We start from the raw sequence: 20,632 nt of genomic DNA, 5'->3' as shown, positions 1-20,632 counted from the left end.
TCGCGATTACGCCTGATACGTGGAGTTATGCACGGTAATGAGCAGGCCGCTGCCGCACCGTAGGGGACGAACGTGAGCGGCGCTCGACCGAGCGCCGCCGGAGATCTCATACGGGGTGAAATCCATGAACAGCATCAAGCGTGGCGTGACTCGCGTGGCCCTGCTCGGCGGCCTGGCGGCCGGCGTGCTGGCCGCGATGCCCGCCGCGGGCAACGCCGTGGCCGGTGAGCCGACAGTCACCAGGAGCGGCGTCACCGTGACCATCACGGCGCCGAACATCGCCAGGGCCGACAACGTGACCGTCCAGGAGGTGAGCGGCCGGCTGCACGTGTTCGGCGCGGTCGTCGCCGGGACGGGCTGCACCACGGTCTCCGCCAACGAGGTGAACTGCGGCTCCGGAGTCACCACGGTCAACGCCGCCCTGGGCGCGGGCAACGACCGCTTCTCGTCGCTGGTCGGCGTGCGGGGGACCGTGGACGGCGGCACGGGCGGCGACGTCTTCCTCGCCGGGCGCGGCTTCCGCGGCACCGGTCTGACCTACGTGGGCGGCGGCGGCGCCGACACCGTCGACTACGGCTCCAGCGGCACCCCCGTGAAGGTGAGCAAGAACGGCGCCGCGGACGACGGCCGGCCCGGCGTCGACCTCGACAACGTCGCCTCCGACGTGGAGACCGTCCGCGGCACCGTCGGCGCCGACACGCTGATCGGGCACTCGGGCGCCGACACGCTGATCGGCGACCAGGGCGCGGACACCCTCGACGGCAAGGGCGGCGACGACGTGATCGACGCCCGCGACGTCCAGGGCACCAAGGACACCCTGGTCGACTGCGGCACCGGCACCGACCAGGCGTTCGCCGACCAGGCGGACGCCCCGGTGTCCTGCGAGACCGTCTCCAAGTAGAGAACCCGGAGCCCGGCACGAGAACTCCCGTGCCGGGCTTCGTCACATGATCCATTAAGTCGCTATATTTCGCCCATGCCTCCCCAGGACGAGACGCACGACGAGGTGCTCCCGAGCATGGACGACCCACCGGCAGGGGAACGGTGGCTCGCGCCCGCGCTCAGGGAGCAGCGGCTGTACGAGCTGTGCCGCGAGGGCGGCGACGAGGCGCACCTGGCCTACCTGAGGATCGTCGCGGCGGAGGGGCTCTACCGGCCGGTGGCTCTCGGGCAGGCCGTGGGCAGCGACGGCGCCGCGCCGCTGCACGTGACCACGCTGCCGGACGGACGCCGGCTCGTGCAGGTATACACGGTGGGCGTGCTGCCCCGGCCGCATCCCGACGTGGTGTACGAGTTCATCACGCTGCGGGGCCTGATCTCGCTCTGGCCGCGGGACGTACGCGTCCTCCTGGTCAACGGGGCGACGCCGTGCGCGCGGGCGTTCCTGGCCGGGGAGGACGAGCGGGAGACCTGGCTCGGGCTGCACGACGAGCTGTTCGAGCCCGACGGCACCTGCGACCGCATCGAGACCCGCCGCACCGGCATGCCGCACGACGAGGGCCTGCTGCGCGGCCTCGCCTGCGGGGCCCACCTGTGCTACGGCAACGGCGACGCCTGGAACACGCTGGACTGGCACGGCGCCGGCTACAGCAGCGAGGTCGAGCGGCTGGCCGGAAGCTGGGGGATCGACGGTCACGACAGCTGGCTGGACACCACGGAGCTGCTGCTCGCCGCCGAGCTCAGCCCCTGGGTGTGGGACTACGTGCTCGGCGCCCGCCTCTGGCTGGCCCAGGAGACGGGCGAGCGGCGCGTCGACCCGGTGGTGTGGCGCGACTGCGTCGAGCAGAGCATCCGCTCGCAGCTCCAGGACGAGGTCTCCGGCGAGGAGCTGGACGACCTGGCGGCGAGCCTGCGCGGGCTCGCGGGCAAGATCATGCGGTACGAGTCGCGCTTCCGGGCCGACGGCCTCCTCCCGCCCGACGGGTACGTGCGCACCGTCGCCGCCTGGGACCTGGGCCGCGCCACGATGGTGGCCCGGTGGGGCCGCGGCGCTCGGTACGCCGGCGAGCAGGAGCTGCACGCCGCGGTCGAGCGGGCGGGCAAGGCGGTGCAGGCCGCGTACGGTTCCTGGCCGGAGTTCTCGGCCGGCTACATCCTCGGCCGCTGCCTGCACTTCGACGAGGAGACGTTCGGCGACTGGTACACCACGGTCCTGGACGCCCACCGCGCCCTCCTGGCCGCCCCCGACAGCCCGTGGAACACGGTCCCCCTGCACTGACGGCTAGCCGCGGTCCGCGCCCCCGGCGCCGCTCGCGCACACGGTGGACCGGGTGTGGAAGAGGCCGTAGTGCTTGCCCCAGTAGATGCGGCCCGTCGCCATGACGCAGCCGCGCGAGACGTTGAGCCGGGCGGTGTCGGTGCGGCCGGTGTACCAGCCGCGCCTGGCCGTCGACTGCAGCTGGCCGTCACACCGGCCGAAAGCGCTGCTGGGGCGGGCGCAGTGCTTCAGCATGATCGTCATGTGCTTCCTGGTGCCCCAGGTGGCGTTCGTGGAGTTGAGGTACGCGCAGGCGGTAGAGGTGCGGGAGTCGTAGAACACGTGGATGTACGCCGCCTTCAGCATCTCCCGCGTGTGGACCGCCTCGCGCATCACCCGCTTCCCGGAGCAGGTCGGCAACTGAGTGGACGACTGGGCGGACGACTGGGCGGACGCGGCGGCGGGCAGACCGGTCAGCGCGGCGGCGGCGACGAGCCCGACGATCAGGGATCGCATGATGTCTCCTCAAGGCTTCGGCTCGCACTGCTGTGCGAGCATGAGTGGTTCGCAAGACGCAGGTTGACCCCGGGCCGCTGGCGGGGCCAGAGGGTGCATGGCGTGCAATCGTGCGCGGCCTTGCACCCCTGGCTTCACCTGCGGTTCCACGGTCCGGCGAACAATTGCGGGAAGGGGGTGCGCGCCGAGATGGGGACGTTCGAGGAGCTCGTGGACCGGCTCGCCGCGGCGCTGGACGAGGCGGCGGAGGGCATCAGGGAGGCGCTGCGCTCGCAGGGACGCCCGCAGAAGTACCTGGCGAACCGGGTCGCCGACGCCAGCCCTTCGCTCATCTCCCGCTGGCTGTCGGGAGCCCGCCAGCTAGCCGACCGCAACCGCCTGCCCGGCGAGGAGGCGATGCGGCAGATCGCCACCGCGCTGGAGCTGCCCCCGGAGCGGGCCCGGACGCTGATCGCGCTCGGCCGCGGCATCGACGAGCTGCGCAAGCGGCTGGAGGGCGAGGAACGCGGCTGGCGGGCCAGGGCCGCCGAGCACCGCGGCCGCGAGGCCGCTCTCCAGCCCGCCCCGTCCCCCCGCCGGTCGGTGCCGCTCCTCACCGCCGCCGTCGCCACCGCGACGGTGGCGGTGATCTCCTTCCTGGGCGGGGTGCTCGCGGGCCGGAGCTGGGGCACCGAGCCGCCGCCGTCCGTCGCCGCCACCGTGACGGCCGGGCAGAGCGGGGACCGCTGCAGCACGTGGGCCGACGCGGGCGACGGCGTCCAACTGGAGGCGTGCGTACGGATCCGCGAGGGCCGCATGCTGATCAGGAGCCGGCTGCGCGGCCCGGTCGGCACCCGCGCGGACATGGTGGTGCAGGCGTACGACACGTTCCTGGAGAAGCCGGTCACCAAGGAGCTGAAGTGTCACCGGATGCACCTCACGTCGGAGGGCCAGATCCAGACGTGCGGCTGGCACGAGATCAGGCCGCCGTACGGGCCGGAGTACGCGGCGCGGGCCGGGTGGCGTGAGGCCGGTGACGGCCCGTTCGGCGGGCACGTGCTGAGCTCGGGCCTGCGCTGGTGAGGGCGGCGGGGCGCGTCCCTTGACGCACCGGGTTGGTATGCCCAAACCTGGGGAGGTTTCTTCTCCTAGCCAGGGGAGCGCCGGTGGGCGAGAGCACGATCCGGGACCGCGGGGTGGCGCGCTGGCTCGCCGCCCTGGCGCTCCTGCTGGTGGCCGCCTGCGGGTCCGGCGACGCCGGTGAGCCGCCGGTGAACGCCGACGACGTGATGTTCGTACAGATGATGGTGCAACACCACCGGCAGGGGATCGAGATGGCCGGGGTGGGCGCCGAGCGGGCGACCACGGAGGAGCTGAAGACGCTGGCGGCGGCCATCGTGAGCACGCAGCAGAGCGAGGTCGAGATGATGCTGCGCTGGCTGCACGCGTGGGGGCAGCCGATCACGCCGCCCGACGGGGCGCACGACCACCACGGCGGGCTGCCCGAGACCGACCGGAAGAAGATCGCCGCGCTCAGGTCGGCGAAGCCGTTCGAGCCGGAGCTGCTGAGGCTGCTCCTGGCCCATCAGGACGGGGCGGTCCAGATGGCCGCGCAGGAGATCCGCGACGGGGTGAACCACGAGGCGACCCGCTGGGCGGCTCAGGTGCAGGAGTCGCGCAAGGCGCAGATCGAGCAGATGCGGCGGCTGCTCACCAAGGTCGCCGGCTGAGAAACAGCTTCCGCCATGGACACGTATGCGGATAAGTGATTAGATCACTTGATATGTCAGAGGTAGCACGGCCCACCCTCTCCGACGCGCTCACCGAGCGCATGCTGGAGCTCATCCGCGAGGGCGGGCACCGGCCCGGTGACCGGCTGCCTTCCACCCGAGAGCTGTCCCAGCGGTTCGCCGTCACCACGCCGACGCTGCGCGAAGCGCTGCGCAGGCTGGAGGCGACGGGCGCGATCGAGCTGCGGCACGGGTCCGGCATCTACGTCGGCGCCGCCATCGAGCGGCTCGTGCTGCCCAACCCCAACATGCGCGCGATGCACGCGCCCAAGCTGCTCGACCTGCTGGGCGCACGCATCGTCATCGAGCCGCCGCTGGCCGCGATGGCCGCCGGGCACGGCACCGAGGCGGAGCTCACGGCGCTCAAGCGGGTCCTCGTGGACGCGGAGGCCCACCTGCGCGGCCAGGACGCCGAGTTGCACGACGCCAACATGACCTTCCACCGGGCCACCGCCCGGATGGCGGGCAACACCGTCCTGCACGAGGTCGTCGACTCGCTGCTCACCGTCCACGCGGCCGAGCAGCAGGCGATCCTGCAGATCTTCGACGACCGCCGGCGCGACTACGAGGAGCACCTGGCGATCCTCCAGGCGATCGAGGCGCGCGACGCCGCGGCGGCCGAGGAGCGCATGCGGGCCCACCTGGTGGACGTGAAGACGGTCATCGAGCAGAGGTTGCACCACCCCCCCGAATGATCAAGGAGGCCGGGAACATGGTCCGGTCACGAGTGGCCACGATCGGCGTGGCAGCCGTCCTTCTCGCCGCCTGCGGCGGGAACGGCGCCGAGGCGCCGAAGCAGAAGACCGAGCTGACCCTCTACAACGACAAGGGCGCCTGGAGCGAGTACTTCGAGCAGATGGGGGCCCTGTCCAAGCAGTCCGTCGGCCTGAGCATGAAACCGACGGGCTACACCGACTCCGCGCAGTATCAGGCGTTCATCAAGGCCTCCTTCCGCACCAACGTCAAGCCCGACCTCTTCACCTGGCAGACCGGGGGGATGCTGGCGGAGATCGTCAAGCAGAAGCAGGTCGCCGACACCACCGCGATCTGGCAGGAGGCCGTCGCGAACGGCGACCTGCCGCAGGACCTGGCTCCCTACTTCACCGTCGACGGCAAGCAGTACTGCGTGCCGCTGAACGTCGCGTACTGGGGCATGTTCTACAACAAGAAGATCTTCGACGAGCACGGGCTGCGGCCGCCGGAGACCTGGGACGACCTGGTCAAGATCGCCGACACCCTGAAGCAGAAGGACGTCAAGGCCTTCTACCACACCAGCGTGCTGTTCTCGTTCGTCTGGTTCGAGCAGCTCATGGCCGGCATGGACCCCGACCTGTACGACCGGCTGTCCACCGGCCAGGCCAAGTACACCGACCCGGGTGTGGTCGCCGTGATGCAGAAGTGGAAGGAGCTCATCGACGCCGGCTACTTCATCAACCCGGGCGACAAGACCGACCCCGGTGACGTGCTGAAGAACGGCAAGGCGGCGATGGTGTCGTTCGGCACCTGGTTCAACACGAGCATGACCCAGCGCGAGATGAAGGCGGGCGAGGACTACGGCTTCTTCGTCATCCCCAACGTCGACGCCTCGCTCCCCAAGACCTCGATGATCTTCGAGAGCGGCCCGCTCTGCTCCCTCGCCGAGGCGCCCGACCCGGCGGCCAGCGCCAAGTACCTCAAGTGGTGGACCACCGCCGAGGCGCAGGAGAAGTGGGCCACCGCCCGCGGCGACGTGAGCGCCAACCCCAAGGTGGAGATCGCCGACGAGGCGCTCGGCCAGGTCACCAAGGACGCGGGCAGCGGCGAGTACCGCCTGGTCAACCGCTACTTCGAGGCCACCCCGCCGCCCATCCTGACCGCTGCCCTGGACGGTTTCTCCAAGTTCGTCACCGACACGAGCACGCTCCAGGAAGTGCTGGAAACCATCCAGAAGGAGGCCGACGAGTACTGGAGCACGCACCAGTGATGCTCGGGCGGTTCAGGTACGGGTACGTCGCGCCGGCCGCGTTGCTCGTCGCCGGGTTACTCTATGCGCCGTTCGTGTGGACGGCGTACCTGAGCCTGACCCGGTACGACGGGCTCGCGCCGGCCGAGTGGGTCGGCCCGGCCAACTTCGTCAAGCTGCTCGACGACCCCGTCCTGCTCACCTCGGTGCGCAACACGCTGATCTGGGTGATCGGCACGATGGTGCTGCCGGTCGGGCTGGGCCTGCTCGTCGCCGTGCTCTCGTACGACATCAAGGGCGGCGGGTGGTACCGGCTGCCGTTCATGCTGCCGTACGCGCTCAGCGGCGCCGGGCTGGCCCTGGTGTGGAGCCCGATCCTGTCGCACGACGGGGTGGCGAACAACCTGCTCGGCGTCGACACCGCCTTCTTACAGGAGGCGCCGCACAACACGATCGCGATGCTGCTGGTGTGGACGTGGCAGCAGCTCGGCGTGAACACGCTGCTGTTCGTCGTCGGGCTGCAGTCGATCCCGAAGGAGCCGATCGAGGCGGCCAGGCTGGACGGGGCGTCCGGGTGGCAGCTGTTCCGGCACATCATCTGGCCGCTGATGCGCCCGCTGACGGCGGTCGTGGTCGGGCTGGCGCTGGTGGCGAGCCTTAAGACGTTCGACATCGTCTGGGTGCTGACGCAGGGCGGGCCGGGCCGCAACTCCGAGACGCTCGCGGTGACCATGTACAAGGAGACGTTCGTGGCCAGCGACTACGGCTACGGCTCGGCGGTGGCGGTCGTGCTCACCGTGGTGACCGGGCTGGCGTCCTACCTCTACCTCAGGAGGCAGGTGCGATGATCCGGCGTGCCGTGCTGATCGTGCTCGGGCTGATCTGGCTCGGGCCGACCTACCTGCTGCTGGTGAACGCCTCCCGGCCGGCGGACTCCTACGACCCGTCGCGGGCGTGGGCGCCGCCGGAGGACTTCTCGCTGGTGACCAACTTCCTGCGCGCGCTGGACAGCGCCGATCTGGGCGCCAGCCTGGGCAGCACCGCGCTCTACAGCGTCGTCTCGCCCGCGCTGGGCGTGCTCGTCGGCGCGCTGGCCGGCTACACGATCGTGGTGCTGCGGCTGCGGCACGGGTTCTGGTGGTTCCTGCTGATCTTCGGCGGCACCGTCTTCCCCGCGCAGATGCTGCTCGTGCCGCTCTTCGTCGGCTACAGCGACGCCGGACTGTACGACAGCCGCCTCGGGATGATCCTGATCTACACGGCGATCAACGTGCCGCTGGCCGCGTTCGTGCTGCGCAACTTCTACACCGGGGTGGCGTTCTCGATCTTCGAGGCGGCCCGCATGGACGGCGCGTCCACGTTCCGCATCTTCTGGCGGATCTACCTGCCGCTGTCGACCAGCGCGCTGGCGGCCGTGTTCATCCTGGAGTTCACCTTCATCTGGAACGACCTGATCTTCGGCCTGACGCTCACCCAGACGGCCGAGGTGCGACCGGTCATGACCGCCCTGGCCGGGCTGATGACCGACGTGTACGCCGGGACGCCGGTCCCGGTCGGCCTGGCGGCGGGCCTGGTGGTCTCGCTGCCCACGGTCGTGCTGTTCCTCGCCACCCAGCGGCTGTTCGCCCGTGGCCTTTCTCTAGGGAGTGTGTGATGACGAGCCGGTTGCTGCAGCGGAGCCTCGGTTCCCCGGACTACGACGGGATCCGGCAGGCGCTGCGCACCGACACCTCGACGCCGGTGATCAGCCTGCGCGGGCTGGAGGTGCGGGTGGCGGTGCTGCCGCTGTTCACCCACGACGGCCGCCAGGCGGTCCGGGTGTCCAGCACGGTGCCGCTGACGCACGTGCTGGTCGGCGTCGACAGCGCCTCAGGCACGGACGTGACGCTGCTGGTGCCGGAGGTGGACGGGCCGCGCACGCTGACGCTGGAGTGCCGCGACGACGCCGGGGTGGTCGGCACCGCCCAGGTGACGGTCACGCCGCAGCGCAAGTGGACCGTGTTCGTGGTGCACCACTCGCACCTCGACATCGGCTACACCGACCCGCAGGGCACCGTGCTCCGCCACCATCTCGACTACCTGGACGCGGCCGTGCGGCTGGCCGACGAGACCGCCTCCTGGCCGGACGACGCGAAGTTCCGGTGGACGGTCGAGTCGTCGATGCCCGCGCTGAAGTGGCTGGACGCGCGCCCGCCCGAGCAGGTCGACCGGTTCGCCGAGCTGGCCCGCGAGGGCGTCATCGAGGTCACCGCGCTGCCGTTCCAACTGCACACCGAGGCGTGCTCCACCGAGGAGCTGTACCGCCAGCTCCGCTTCACCACCAGGCTGGAGCGCGCGTACGGGTTCGCCACCCGGTCGGCCATGCACACCGACGTGCCGGGCGCGGTCGTCGGCCTGATCGACGCGCTGTCGTCGGCCGGGGTGCGCTACCTGGCCGCGGCGCACAACTGGGCCGGCCGGTCCGTGCCGTACCTGCACGGCGGGGAGAAGCTGACCCGGCCGTTCCGCTGGCGGGCGCCGAGCGGCAACGAACTGCTCGTGTGGTTCACCGACACCCCGCACGGCATGGCGTACATGGAGGGGAACACGGTCGGGCTGACCGACTCCTACGAACTGGCCGACGACCTGCTGCCGCGCTACCTGGCCGCGCTGGCCTCGCGCGGCTACCCGTACGGGCCCGGCACGTTCGGGTGGCAGGGGCCGGACGCGCCGCGCGAACCGTACGAGCTGGACGTGCTGCACCTGCGGGTGCAGGGCGCGCACGCCGACAACGCCGGGCCGTCGATCGTGCCGGCGTCGATCGCCCGCCGGTGGCGCGAGCAGTGGGCGTGGCCGCGGCTGCGGTCGGCGGTCAACAGCGACTTCTTCGACCACGTGGCCGAGCACCACCACGACCGGCTGGCGGTGCACGAGGGCGACTGGACCGACTGGTGGGCCGACGGGCTCGGGTCGGGGGCGCGTCCGCTCGGGTATGTGCGGCGGGCCCAGGCCGCGCTGCGCACCGCCGAGACGCTGCACACGCTGGCCGGGGCGGACGCCACCGAGCAGGTGGACGCGGCCTACGACAAGGTGGCGCTGTTCAACGAGCACACCTGGGGTGCGGCCAACCCGTGGGAGGACGCCGAGGAGGCGGGCGACTCGGGCGGGCTGCAGTGGACGCGCAAGTCGTCCGGCGCCTACGACGCCCAGGACGACGCGGCGGACCTGCTCCAGGCCGCCACCCGCCACTTCGCCGCCGCGCTGACCGGCGCGGAAGAGCCGGCCGCCGTGCTGGACGGCGGCACCGGAGGGCCGGCCCTCGCCGGGATCGGCGTCGCGTCAGGGGACGGCGCCGCTTCCGGAGAGGGCGCGCTCGCGGCCTTCGCGGTGTTCAACCCGGGCACCGCGCGGCGGACCGACGTGGTGCGGACGTTCCTGCCCAGGGACGTGGTGGCGGTGGACGTGCCGATCGCGCTGGTGGACGCGCGCACCGGGGAGCGGTTGTCGCACCACGAGGAGTACGTGGACCCCGACGACTGGCCGACCCGGCCGATCGGGCGGCACATCCACGCCGTGGTGCCCGACCTGCCCGGGTACGGGTACGTACGGCTGGATGTCGTCAGAGGCGAGACCCAGGCCCCGGAGCCGGTCGAACCGGACCTCGGCGGAGTGGTCGAGAACGAGTTCTACCGGGTGACCTACGACGTCCGCGAGGGCTACATCGCCTCGGTCTTCGACAAGAAGGCCGGCCGGGAGCTGGTCAACCAGGACGCCGCCGCCGGTTTCGGCCAGTACGTCTACGACCGCTACGCCACCGCGCCGCACTTCAACCACCTGTCCGGGCACGTCGGCGCGCACGACCGCACCCTCCTCGGCGACCGCGCCATCGCCGGCAACGCCACGATCGTCAGGGCCCAGCGGACCGCCGTCGGCGAGAAGCTGGTCGTCGAGCTGCGGGGCAAGGGCGTCGACTGGCTGCGCACCACGGTCGAGCTGCACCACGGCGTGCCCCGGCTGGACCTCACCTACCAGCTGGCCAAACAGGGCACCCCGGCCAAGGAGGCGGTCTTCCTGGCCTTCCCGTTCGCCACCGGTGAGGCCACCGCGTGGGAGCTCACGGGCGGCGTGGGCGGCCCCGACGTGCCGAGCGTGCCGGGCTCGGCCGCGTACATGCTGCCCATGCGGCACTGGATCGCGTTCGACGACCCCGAGCTGACCGTCGCCTGGGCGACGCTGGAAGCGCCGCTGGTGCAGCTCGGCACCATCCACATGCCGTACGCGCCGTTCCCGCCGACGCTGGACGAGGAGCCGGGCACGGTCTACTCGTGGGCGCTCAACAACATCTGGGACACCAACTTCCCCGCGCAGCAGCAGGGCGAGACCACCTTCCGGTACGCGGTCCGTTCGGCGGCGGGCGTGCCGGGCAGGCGGCTGGGGGCGCTGACCGCGGCGGGGCTGACCGAGCCGTTCACCGGCGCGCTGCTGCCCTCTCCGTCGGCCGAGCCGGCGCGCGTGTACGTGTCGGTGGACCATCCGGACGTGCTGGTCACCTCGCTCGGTCAGGCGGGCGGCGAGCGGGTCGTGCGGCTGCGGTCGCTGGCCGCCGAGCCGGTCGAGGTGACCGTCGAACTGCCCGGACTGCGTGCCGCCCGGGTGAGCGCGGGACTGGACCGCGCGGCGGAGCCGCTCCAGGTGACGGGCGAATCGGTCAAGGTGCGGATCCCCGCCTGCGGGGTCGCCGCGGTTTGGGGGACTTGTGAAGATCGTTGACATCCGGGCCACCACGGTCGCCGTGCCGCTGGAGGCCCCGCTGCGGCACAGCAACGGGGCACACTGGGGCCGCTTCGTGCGCACGATCGTCGAGGTCGAGGCCGACAACGGGCTGGTCGGGCTGGGCGAGATGGGCGGCGGCGGTGAGAGCGCGGAAGCGGCGTTCCGCGGCCTGCTGCCGTACCTGCGCGACCACGACCCGTTCCAGCTGGAGACGCTCCGCTTCAAGATCGCCAATCCGACGGCGTCGCTCTACAACAACCGGACCCAGCTGCTGGCCGCCATCGAGTTCGCCTGCCTCGACCTCATCGGGCAGCAGCTCGGGGTCGCGGTCTGCGACCTGCTGGGCGGGCGGATCCGCGACGAGGTGCCGTTCGCCTCGTACCTGTTCTTCCGCTACGCCGCCGACGGCTTCGCCGAGGTGCGCACGCCCGAGCAGCTCGTCGAGCACACGCGGGCGCTGAAGGCGGCGCACGGGTTCACCGTCCACAAGCTGAAGGGCGGCGTGTTCCCGCCGGATTACGAGCTGGAGTGCTACCGCGCGCTGGCCGCCGCCTTCCCCGGCGACAGGCTCCGGTACGACCCGAACGCGGTGCTGTCGATGGCCGAGGCCCTGCGGTTCGGGCAGGCCATCGAGTCCCTGGACAACGACTACCTGGAGGACCCGGTCCTCGGACTGGAGGGGCTCCGGCTGGTGCGGGAGCGGGTCCGGGTGCCGATCGCGACCAACACCGTGGTGGTCAACTTCGAGCAGCTCGCCGCGAACGTGCTGCGCCGCGGGGCGGACGTGGTGCTGCTCGACACCACGTTCTGGGGCGGCGTCCGGGCGTGCGTGAAGGCGGCCGGGGTGTGCGAGACGTTCCAGGTGGACGTGGCCGTGCATTCGTCCGGCGAGCTGGGCATCCAGCTCGCGACCATGCTGCACCTCGGCGCGGTGCTGCCGAACCTCACGTACGCCGCCGACGCCCACTACCACCAGCTCCGCGACGACGTGATCGAGGGCGGCAAGCTGGCCTACTCCGGAGGCGCCATCCCGGTGCCGTCGGGGCCGGGGCTCGGCGTGCGGCTCGACCGCGACCGGGTGGCCCGCTACGCCGAGCTCTACAAGCGCGAGGGCGGCTACCCCTACGACCGTGACCCGGGGCGGCCCGGCTGGTTCGCTCGGGTGCCGAACCAGCACTTCGCCGACCCGACCGTCCCGGCGGAACTCTGAGCTTCGCCGTCCCGGCGGAGCCGGACCCCTCATACGTCGGCCCTGCCGTACGTCGGCCCTGCCGTACGTCGGCCCTGCCGTACGTCGGCCCTGCCGTACGTCGGCCCTGCCATACACCGGTCCGGCCGCTCCGCCGGTGTTTCCCGGCGTCTACCTCGTTCTGGCCGAGTTGGGGCGGTGACGTTTGGGCTTCGCCGTCTTTGCGGAGCCGTGGCGCCTTACCGGTTTGGCCGTGTGACGTTGCAGGAGGGTGGTGGCTCGCTGGACGCGCTCGTTCAGGTCGGCGCGCAGGAGGGCGAAGCGGCCCGCGTGCTTGTGGACGAGCGCCCGCTGGAGCGCGGCGTCGGCCGCGAACCAGCGGGCCACCAGCCCCGACGACCACTTGCACACGACGTCGGCCACGGCCGTGCGCTTCTCGTCGGCGCTGATCGCGCGCTTGTCGAGGTCCCACCGGGGATCGCCGATCGCCGCCTCCGGTGACGGGTACGGGTGGCCCGCGTCCCGCATGCAGGCCACCCATCCCGTGATCGCCTCACGGACCTCGGGCCGCGTCGAGGAGCGTTCGAGGGTACGCGTGTCCCGCTGGGCCAGCCAGTCCCACGGAGCCCGGTCCGAAGGCGCGAGCCGCTCCGCCGCCCGCCCCTCGCACCACGGCAGCACGTACAGATGGCGGCGAGCCTTCTCGCCCCGCCGAGCCTCCCCCGAACGGCCGTCCCTCCGCGCCGCACCCGAGCGCCCGGTCGTCTCGGCCTGGCGGGCGGCACCCGAGCGGCCGGTCGTCTCGGCCTGGCGGGCCGCACCCGAGCGGCCGGTCGTCTCGGCCTGGCGGGCGGCACCGGAGCGGCCGGTCGCCTCGCTCCGACGGGCCGCACCCGAGCGGCCGGTCACCTCGCTCCGGCGGATCTTCCCCGAGCGGCCGGTCGTTTCGGCCGTGCGTGTCTTTCCCGAGCCGACCTGGCGGACCGTACCTGAGCGGTCGGTGGTTTCGGTGGTACGGGTCTTCCTGGAGCTGCTGGTCGTTTCGGAACGGTCGGTCCGGCGGGTTTTCCCCGCGCCGTCGGTCTTCCCAGGCTCGGCCGGTTCGTCGGTGGTGGGGAGGTGGTAGCCGAAGCGGTGGGCCTGGTCGTGGTCCACGACGCCGTAGCGGCGGGAGTTGCGCGGGTCGGGCGGGGCCGGCAGGAGCCGGCGGGAGATGCCGCGGCGCTTGAGGCAGCGGGAGACCAGCGAACGGTGGGCGGTGTCGAGCAGCGCCCGCTGGCCCGGCGTGGGCTTGTAGGCGTCGAACGGCAGCAACAGGTCCTCGGCCGAGGCGACGGCGGGCTCCTCAGGAAGCGGCGCGTGCGTACACCCGGCCGCCAGCGACAGCGCCAGACCCAGGGCGAGGAGCCGGTTCACCGGCACCAGATGTCGAGCGAGCTGACGCGGTTGTTGCCGATGGCGTTGTTGGCCAGGAAACCGTCGCCCGTGGCGTGGTCCAGCGTGCTGTGGGCGCCGGTGAAGTGGGGGTTCTGCCAGAGCGTCACCGGGCAGCCGAGCCGGTTTCTCGCCGAGCTGGTCGCGTTGTCCATGGTGTGCCAGGAGTCGGTGTAGTCCCATTTCAACCACGTGTCGTCGGCCAAGTTGGTGTCGTCGTGCACGAAGTCGCGCCAGAGGTCGACCTGGCTGCGGTTGAACGCGAAGCCCGCGTACAGGCAGACCCGGCCCTGGAAGCAGGCCCCGCCCGGGCTCGCCTCCGCCACGCCGGGGACGATCAGGGCGAGCAGGACGGCGGCCACGACGGTGGACAGCCTCAAGAGGACCTCCTTGGTCAGTGCGTTCCCGGGGATGTCGCTAACCTAGCGTGTGCGTACGCATACTCCAGGTCATGGCGCGTGTCGTCCGGTAAAGCCGGTGGCGTAATCCGCAATGGTCGTGTCATTGACGCCCCGAAGGCCCGGCCCAAGCATGGAAGCCATGAAGAGGCGGATCGTCCTGGTGGTCTACGAGGGCTTCCAGCTGCTCGACCTGGCGGGCCCCGCCGACGTGTTCGCGGCGGCGGACCTGGTGACGAGGGGCGGCTACCAGGTCGAGGTGACGGCGCCGATGGCCGGTCCGGTGGCCGCGCAGCACGGCGTCGAGGTCGCCGTGCGGACGCCCCTGCGCGAGGTCGGCGGGCCGATCGACACGCTCGTCGTCGCCGGGGGCATGACCACGATGACGCACGCCCGCGACCCGGAGACGCTGGAGGAGATCGTCAGGCTGTCACGGGCGGCCCGTCGCACCGCGTCCGTGTGCAGCGGCGCGTTCCTGCTGGCCGCGGCGGGGCTGCTCGACGGCCGGCGGGCCACCACCCACTGGCTGGTCGCCGACAAGCTCGGCGCGTGGTACCCCGGGGTCACGGTCGAGCCGGACGCGATCTACGTCCGCGACGGCCACCTCTGGACCTCGGCCGGGGTCAGCGCCGGCGTGGACCTGGCGCTCGCGCTGGTGGCCGACGACCACGGTCACGAACTGGCCCGGCGGGTGGCCTGCGGGCTGGTCGTCTACCTGCACAGGCCCGGCGGGCAGAGCCAGTTCAGCATGCCGATGAGCATCCCCGCCCCGCGCGACGAGTCGCTGCGCGAACTGCAGGCGTTCATCGACGCGAACCCGGCCGCCGACCTGAGCGTGCCCGCGCTGGCCAGGCGCGCCGGCATGAGCGAGCGCCACTTCTCCCGCGTCTTCACCGAGCAGACCGGGACGTCTCCGGGCAGGTACGTCGAGCGCAGCCGCGCCGACACCGCCCGGCGGCTGCTGGAGATCACCGACCATCCGCTGGACCGGGTAGCCCGGGAGTCGGGGCTGGGCCGGCCCGAGACGCTCTACCGCGTCTTCCGCCGCCACCTGCGCGTCTCGCCCGGCGACTACCGCCGCCGGTTCCACACCAAGGAGAGTTGATGCACGTCGCCATCCCCCTCTACGACCGGTTCACCGCGCTGGACGCCGTCGGACCGTACACCGTGCTGGCGTTCGCGCCCGGCTGGACCGTCACCTTCGTCGCGGCCGAGCCGGGACCGGTGACCGACGACCGGGGTCAGCTGAGCATCGCCGCCACCGCCGGCTACGAGGAGGTGCCGAGGCCGGACGTGATCGTGGTGCCGGGCGGCATCGGCACCTTCGAAGCCCTCGCCGACGAGGCCCTGGTCGGCTGGATCCGCGAGGCCGACGCGCACACCCGCTGGACCACCTCGGTGTGCAGCGGCTCGCTCCTGCTGGGCGCGGCGGGGCTGCTGCGCGGGCGCCGGGCGACCAGCCACTGGGCGGTCACCGGCTTCCTGGCCGACACGGGCGCGCGGGCGGTCACCGAGCGGGTGGTGGTCGACGGCAAGATCGTCACCGCCGCCGGGGTGTCGGCCGGGATCGACATGGCGCTCACCCTGCTCGGCCAGGCCGCCGACACCGAGACCGCCGAGGCGGTGCAGCTCGTCATCGAGTACGACCCGGACCCGCCGTTCGACGCCGGGGCGATCGGGAAGGCCTCCGACGCGCTGCGCGAGCGCGCGGCGGCCCTACTCCGGTAGCGCCGCCGGGTTCCTGGCCAGCAGGCCGCCGTCCACGCGGTGCTCCGCCCCGGTGATGAACGACGAGCGCGGGCCCGCCAGGAACGCGACCAGCTCCGCCACCTCCTCCGGCCGGGCCACCCGGCCGAGCGGGTGCGCGGCGCCCCACCGCGCCACCTGCTCGTCCTGCGACAGCTCGCCGCGCCACAGGTCGGCCGCCCAGCGCAGCATCGGGGTGTCGACCGAGCCGGGGCAGACCGCGTTCACCCGGACGCCCTGACCGGCGTGGTCCAGCGCCATCGCCCTGACCAGCCCGTTCAGCGCCGACTTGCTGGCCGTGTAGGCGGCCACCTGGGTCTGGGAGGCGAACGCCTGCACCGACGAGACCACCACGATCGAGCCGCCGCCGCGCTCGGCGAGCCGGGGCACGGCCGCCTTGCAGGTCAGGTAGACGCCCTTGAGGTTGACGTCCAGGACCTCGTCCCAGACCTCCTCGGGGGTGTCGACCACGGTGCCGTAGCGCTGCACGCCCGCGCAGGTCACCACCACGTCCAGGCCGCCGTGGCGGCTCACGGCCAGCTCCACCAGGTCGCGCATGCCGGCGGCGCTGCGCACGTCGGCGACCACGCCGGTGACCCGCTCGCCCTCGACCGCCGCCCCCTCGTCGGCGCCGCAGAACACCACCGACGCGCCGCCCGCGGCCAGCCGGTCCACGACCGCCCGGCCGATGCCCATGGACCCGCCGGTGACCAGCGCCACCTTGCCGTCGAACTCACTCACGCCAGCACCTCCGCACGCATCGACAGGGCCCTGGTCCCGCCCGGCCCCAGGGCGAGGGCGGTCCCGTTGGCGACCGCCGCCGCCAGCCCGTCGGTCGGCATGCTGGAGAACGGCTCCAGCCCGACCGTGTACGCCCGGCCCCACCAGGGATATCCGGTGGTGGCGCCGAGCTCCTGCCACAGCCACAGATAGGGCAGCACCTCGGCGTCCCACTCCACCCGCAGCCCGATGTCCGCCATGATCTCGTACCAGCCGGTCTCGAAGCCGGTCAGGTAGACGATGTCGCTCGGCGCGCCCCGTTCGGGGATCACGCTCAGGTCGACCTCGCCGCCGCCGTCGGCGGGCACGACCGGCCAGTCCCACGGCCCGCCCGCCTTCACCCTGCGCCCCTCCGGGTTGATGGCGCTCTCGTGCGGAATCACCCGCACGCCGTCGGGCAGCCGGATCCTGGCTCCCGGCCGCAGGAACGGCATCCCGTACACCAGGTGCTGCCCCCACATGGCGTGCAGGGTGAGGCCGGACTCGTTGGCGGCCCGTCCGCCGATCTCCAGCGCGGCGGTGCCCGACCGCAGGCGGAGCGTCCGTTCCAGCCGGTACGGCAGCCGCCTGGTCCGTACCGAGAGCCGGATCGCGACCTCGCGCTCGGAGTCGGCCACGACCTCGTACTCCCACGGCAGCCCGGACACCTCGCCGTGCTGCGCCAGCCGGGCGCCCCGGTACTCGCTGGGCGCGCCGCCGTTGGGGAAGACCTCCTGCCAGCCGCCCTCGTAGTGGTCGACGAACTGGGCCACGTCGTCGGCCGCGCCGCGCAGGTGCTCGCGCGGGTCGCGCAGGCCATGCGGGGAGAGCCAGACGAAGTCGGTGTCGGTGGGCTTGTGCAGGAACTCGACCACGTCGCCGCCCTTGCCGGGCAGCACGGTCACGCGGAGCAGCTCGTTCTCCAGCGTGACCGCGCGGAGCCCGCCCACGCTGCCGTGGCGCAGGCGGGCTCCCCAGTTGCGGTTGATCGTCATCCGAATCTCACGTCGATGAACCTGGGCCGGTAGATCGACACGTCCCGGTAGTGGTCGGTGTTGACGAAGCTGTTGACGTTGTACGAGACGACCAGCCCGTCGCCGTCGACGGCGGGGTGGGCGTGGGCGTTGTAGGTGAAGATGTTCCCGCCCGTCTCGGGGGTGGTGTAGAGGAGCTGCTTGCCGGTGAACGGGCCGGTGGGGGAGCACGACGAGTACGCCACGATCCGCGCGCTGAGCACCTCGGTGGTGTCGTGCGTGATGAGCACGTAGCCGTCGCCGATCTTGGTCACGCTGTACTCGTTGGCCACGCCGTCCATGACGCGGGCCGAGTCCGCCTCGTCGGCCGACCACGTGCCGTCGGCGGTCAGGAACTCCCAGGCGCCGAGCAGGCTGTCGCCCTTGACCCTGGCGACGTGCATGTACTTGGGCGAGCCGTGGTCCTCCACCCCGTAGACGTACGTGTGAGGGCCGTCCTTGAGTATGCCGGAGGCCCAGGCGACGCCGTTGCCCGACGGCAGGTCGTGCACGCTGAGCGGCCGGTCGAGCCTGCCCTGGGGGAACCTGGCCACCACGTTGCGGTGCCAGCGCCAGTCCCACGCGCCGGGGCCGAAGCGCTCGTACTCCTGGTAGGTCACCTCGACGATGCCGCCGGCCAGCGTCACGTCGCCGGCCCAGTACCAGTGGTTCTGGTCGCGGGGCGGCATCACGGCCTTCGGGGCCTGGCTCGTGCCGCCGGTGATGGTGCGCAGCCGGCCGTCGCGCTCGACGGCGAAGGAGTTGTTCAGGAAGACGGTCGTGCCGCCCTCCTCGACCACCGGGGGCCGGGAGCCGTCGGGGTTGACCTGGCCCAGGAAGGTGTCGGAGAACACCCACAGCTCGCGCCCGTTGGGCAGGCGGACCGAGTAGGTGCCGTCGGCGCCGGTCCAGTCGTCGAGCCGGCTGTTGTCGTCGCCGTAGGTGGTGAAGAGCGTGGTCAGCCGCTGGTTGACCGAGGAGCTCTGGAAAGCGGGGGCGCAGTCGGATGCGGCCGCGGCGACGGGCTGGGGGAGGGCGGTGAGGGTGGACAGGGCGAGTACCAAGGAAAGGAGTGCTGCTCTGAGTCGCGCCATGACACGTCCTAGGGGTGGGGGCTCCCTACAGTTCTAGTCATCAGATCACTTACTGTCTAGACCTCACGCCGCCAGGTGGACCCGGTGAAAACGGGGTGCTGGGCCGTCATACCGGCAGGTACCCTCCACAAGGACCTAGGAGGGGAATTGTCGTGGGACACGTCGAGGTCGCTCACCTGACGTACGTGCTGCCCGACGGGCGGCCGTTGCTCGACGACGTGTCGTTCCGGATCGGCGAGGGCGTCAAGGCCGCGCTGGTGGGGCCCAACGGGGCCGGGAAGACCACGCTCATGCGGTTGATCGCGGGCGATCTGCGGCCGGTCGAGGGAGGCGTGGTGTCCTCCGGCGGGCTGGGCGTGATGCGGCAGTTCATCGGGAGCGTGCGCGACGGCAGCAACGTGCACGACCTGCTGCTGAGCGTGGCGCCGCCCGCCGTGCGGCAGGCCGCCGAGCGGCTCGAACAGGCCGAGCTCGTCATGATGGAGCGCGACGACGAGAAGACGCAGCTCCGCTACGCCCAGGCCATCAGCGACTACACCGACGCGGGCGGGTACGAGATCGAGGTCCTGTGGGACACGTGCACGGTCGCCGCACTGGGCGTTCCGTACGATCGCGTGAAATATCGGGATGTGGCCACGTTGTCCGGCGGCGAGCAGAAACGGCTGGTGCTGGAGGCGCTGCTGCGCGGCCCCGACCAGACCCTGCTGCTCGACGAGCCCGACAACTACCTCGACGTGCCCGGCAAGGAGTGGCTGGAGCAGCAGCTCCGCGAGACGTCCAAGACCGTGCTGCTGGTCAGCCACGACCGGCAGCTCCTGGCCAACGCCGCCGACCGGATCGTCACCGTCGAGTCGGGCAACATCTGGATCCACGGCGGCGGCTTCGGCACGTACGCGGAGGCGCGCAGGGCCAGGAACGCCCGCCTCGACGAGTTGCGGCGGCGCTGGGACGAGGAGCACGCCAAGCTCAAGGCCCTGGTCAACATGCTGAAGAACAAGGCCCGCTACAACGACGGCATGGCCGCCGCCTACCACGCGGCGCAGACGCGGCTGCGCAAGTTCGAGGAGGCGGGGCCGCCCGAGACGCCGCCGGCCGACCAGAACATCAGCATGCGCCTGCGCGGCGGCCGCACCGGCAAGCGCGCGGTCATCTGCGAGGGGCTGGAGCTGACCGGCCTGATGAAGCCGTTCGACCTGGAGGTCTGGTACGGCGAGCGGGTGGCGGTGCTCGGCTCCAACGGCTCGGGCAAGTCCCACTTCCTGCGGCTGCTGGCCGGTGAGCAGGTCCGCCACAGCGGCGCGGCCCGGCTCGGCGCCCGCGTGGTGCCCGGTCACTTCGCCCAGACGCACGCCCGGCCCGACCTGATGGGCCGCACCCCGGTCGAGATCGTGATGTCCGAGCACGCCCGGCTCAAGAACGAGGCGATGAAGGCGCTGGCCCGCTACGAGCTGGCCGGTCTGATCGCCGACCAGCGGTTCGACACGCTGTCGGGCGGCCAGCAGGCCAGGCTGCAGATCCTGCTGCTGGAGCTGTCCGGGTCCACGCTGCTGCTGCTCGACGAGCCGACCGACAACCTCGACCTGGCCAGCGCCGAGGCGTTGCAGGAAGGGCTGGACGCGTTCGACGGCACGGTGGTCGCGGTCACCCATGACCGGTGGTTCGCGGCGGATTTCGATCGCTATTTGGTATTCGGCGCGGATGGCGCGGTTTATGAGGCGCCGGAGCCGGTCTGGGATGAAAAGCGGGTCGTTCGCGCCCGATAGGAAAACAAAGAGCGCGATAGGAAGTCAAAGAGTTGGTACGCCCGGCGCGTGTCAGAGGCC

Annotated in this window: 19 protein-coding genes; 13 read left to right on the top strand and 6 right to left on the bottom strand. The window is 71.8% G+C overall.

All coding sequences use genetic code 11. The annotated features are described in order from the left end of the window. Positions 1-124: 124 nt before the first annotated feature. Together ACIBF7_RS02785 and ACIBF7_RS02780 are read left to right on the top strand one after the other, a co-directional pair. Positions 125-901 (top strand): hypothetical protein, encoded by a 777-nt coding sequence (locus tag ACIBF7_RS02785; RefSeq protein ID WP_148035654.1) that lies wholly within the window; start codon positions 125-127, stop codon positions 899-901. Positions 902-976: 75 nt separating this feature from the next. After that, entirely contained in the window at positions 977-2,218 is a 1,242-nt protein-coding gene (locus tag ACIBF7_RS02780) for a DUF1266 domain-containing protein (protein ID WP_148035653.1), read from the top strand. A 3-nt stretch (positions 2,219-2,221) separates the two neighbouring features. On the opposite strand, the gene ACIBF7_RS02775 is transcribed toward ACIBF7_RS02780, so the two are convergent. Then, positions 2,222-2,713 carry a hypothetical protein gene (locus ACIBF7_RS02775; RefSeq protein WP_397196213.1) on the bottom strand — a complete coding sequence of 164 codons (492 nt, stop codon included), beginning with the start codon at positions 2,711-2,713 and terminating at the stop codon, positions 2,222-2,224. A 189-nt stretch (positions 2,714-2,902) separates the two neighbouring features. Here ACIBF7_RS02775 and ACIBF7_RS02770 point away from each other — a divergent pair, with 189 nt between their 5' ends. The 8 genes from ACIBF7_RS02770 to ACIBF7_RS02735 all read left to right on the top strand — a co-directional run bounded on the left by ACIBF7_RS02770 (position 2,903) and on the right by ACIBF7_RS02735 (position 12,386). Further along, on the top strand, positions 2,903-3,775 hold the full coding sequence (locus ACIBF7_RS02770) for a hypothetical protein (RefSeq protein ID WP_397196212.1): 873 nt from the start codon (positions 2,903-2,905) through the stop codon (positions 3,773-3,775). A gap of 83 nt (positions 3,776-3,858) precedes the next feature. Further along, positions 3,859-4,422 (top strand): DUF305 domain-containing protein, encoded by a 564-nt coding sequence (locus ACIBF7_RS02765; protein ID WP_397196211.1) that lies wholly within the window; start codon positions 3,859-3,861, stop codon positions 4,420-4,422. A gap of 53 nt (positions 4,423-4,475) precedes the next feature. Then, positions 4,476-5,177, top strand: a complete 702-nt coding sequence (locus ACIBF7_RS02760) for a FadR/GntR family transcriptional regulator (protein ID WP_397196210.1) — start codon at positions 4,476-4,478, stop codon at positions 5,175-5,177. Between the two features lie 17 nt (positions 5,178-5,194). After that, complete coding sequence (locus ACIBF7_RS02755) at positions 5,195-6,445, top strand: ABC transporter substrate-binding protein (RefSeq protein WP_397196209.1); 1,251 nt, start codon at positions 5,195-5,197, stop codon at positions 6,443-6,445. Further along, the gene (locus ACIBF7_RS02750; RefSeq protein ID WP_148035647.1) at positions 6,445-7,272 is read left to right on the top strand and encodes a carbohydrate ABC transporter permease; all 828 of its coding nucleotides are present in this window, start codon (positions 6,445-6,447) and stop codon (positions 7,270-7,272) included. Before ACIBF7_RS02755 ends, ACIBF7_RS02750 begins: the two co-directional genes overlap by 1 nt. After that, positions 7,269-8,078: a carbohydrate ABC transporter permease gene (locus tag ACIBF7_RS02745; protein ID WP_148035646.1), complete on the top strand. Its 810-nt coding sequence runs from the start codon at positions 7,269-7,271 to the stop codon at positions 8,076-8,078. Before ACIBF7_RS02750 ends, ACIBF7_RS02745 begins: the two co-directional genes overlap by 4 nt. Further along, positions 8,078-11,173: a glycoside hydrolase family 38 C-terminal domain-containing protein gene (locus tag ACIBF7_RS02740; protein ID WP_397196208.1), complete on the top strand. Its 3,096-nt coding sequence runs from the start codon at positions 8,078-8,080 to the stop codon at positions 11,171-11,173. The genes ACIBF7_RS02745 and ACIBF7_RS02740 overlap by 1 nt, the downstream gene beginning before the upstream one ends. Next, on the top strand, positions 11,160-12,386 hold the full coding sequence (locus tag ACIBF7_RS02735) for an enolase C-terminal domain-like protein (RefSeq protein ID WP_397196207.1): 1,227 nt from the start codon (positions 11,160-11,162) through the stop codon (positions 12,384-12,386). Before ACIBF7_RS02740 ends, ACIBF7_RS02735 begins: the two co-directional genes overlap by 14 nt. Before the next feature lie 150 nt (positions 12,387-12,536). On the opposite strand, the gene ACIBF7_RS02730 is transcribed toward ACIBF7_RS02735, so the two are convergent. Further along, a complete protein-coding gene (locus ACIBF7_RS02730; protein WP_397196206.1) occupies positions 12,537-13,781 on the bottom strand; it encodes a hypothetical protein in 1,245 nt (414 codons plus the stop codon). Beyond that, a complete protein-coding gene (locus ACIBF7_RS02725) occupies positions 13,778-14,179 on the bottom strand; it encodes a peptidase inhibitor family I36 protein (RefSeq protein ID WP_187281525.1) in 402 nt (133 codons plus the stop codon). Before ACIBF7_RS02725 ends, ACIBF7_RS02730 begins: the two co-directional genes overlap by 4 nt. A 160-nt stretch (positions 14,180-14,339) precedes the next feature. On the opposite strand from ACIBF7_RS02725, the gene ACIBF7_RS02720 reads away from it, so the two are divergent. Both ACIBF7_RS02720 and ACIBF7_RS02715 read left to right on the top strand, forming a co-directional pair. Beyond that, positions 14,340-15,302 (top strand): GlxA family transcriptional regulator, encoded by a 963-nt coding sequence (locus ACIBF7_RS02720; protein WP_397196205.1) that lies wholly within the window; start codon positions 14,340-14,342, stop codon positions 15,300-15,302. Beyond that, positions 15,302-15,925, top strand: a complete 624-nt coding sequence (locus ACIBF7_RS02715; protein WP_148035640.1) for a DJ-1/PfpI family protein — start codon at positions 15,302-15,304, stop codon at positions 15,923-15,925. Before ACIBF7_RS02720 ends, ACIBF7_RS02715 begins: the two co-directional genes overlap by 1 nt. Here the strand turns inward: ACIBF7_RS02715 and ACIBF7_RS02710 are convergent. Genes ACIBF7_RS02710 through ACIBF7_RS02700 form a run of 3 tightly spaced genes read right to left on the bottom strand, consistent with a single transcriptional unit; the run spans position 15,914 to position 18,809 of the window. Beyond that, the gene (locus tag ACIBF7_RS02710; RefSeq protein WP_148035639.1) at positions 15,914-16,684 is read right to left on the bottom strand and encodes an SDR family NAD(P)-dependent oxidoreductase; all 771 of its coding nucleotides are present in this window, start codon (positions 16,682-16,684) and stop codon (positions 15,914-15,916) included. The genes ACIBF7_RS02715 and ACIBF7_RS02710 overlap by 12 nt on opposite strands. After that, complete coding sequence (locus ACIBF7_RS02705) at positions 16,681-17,697, bottom strand: DUF4432 family protein (RefSeq protein WP_397196204.1); 1,017 nt, start codon at positions 17,695-17,697, stop codon at positions 16,681-16,683. Before ACIBF7_RS02705 ends, ACIBF7_RS02710 begins: the two co-directional genes overlap by 4 nt. After that, positions 17,694-18,809 (bottom strand): DUF4185 domain-containing protein, encoded by a 1,116-nt coding sequence (locus ACIBF7_RS02700; RefSeq protein WP_271275305.1) that lies wholly within the window; start codon positions 18,807-18,809, stop codon positions 17,694-17,696. The genes ACIBF7_RS02705 and ACIBF7_RS02700 overlap by 4 nt, the downstream gene beginning before the upstream one ends. 152 nt (positions 18,810-18,961) lie before the next feature. Between ACIBF7_RS02700 and ACIBF7_RS02695 the strand changes: the two genes are divergently transcribed. After that, positions 18,962-20,572 carry an ABC-F family ATP-binding cassette domain-containing protein gene (locus ACIBF7_RS02695; RefSeq protein ID WP_397196203.1) on the top strand — a complete coding sequence of 537 codons (1,611 nt, stop codon included), beginning with the start codon at positions 18,962-18,964 and terminating at the stop codon, positions 20,570-20,572. Positions 20,573-20,632 lie beyond the last annotated feature (60 nt).

Origin of the sequence: Nonomuraea sp. NPDC050478 (assembly GCF_044458265.1) — a bacterium.
Lineage (GTDB): Bacteria > Actinomycetota > Actinomycetes > Streptosporangiales > Streptosporangiaceae > Nonomuraea > Nonomuraea ferruginea.
This window is presented reverse-complemented; position numbering and strand designations above follow the sequence as displayed.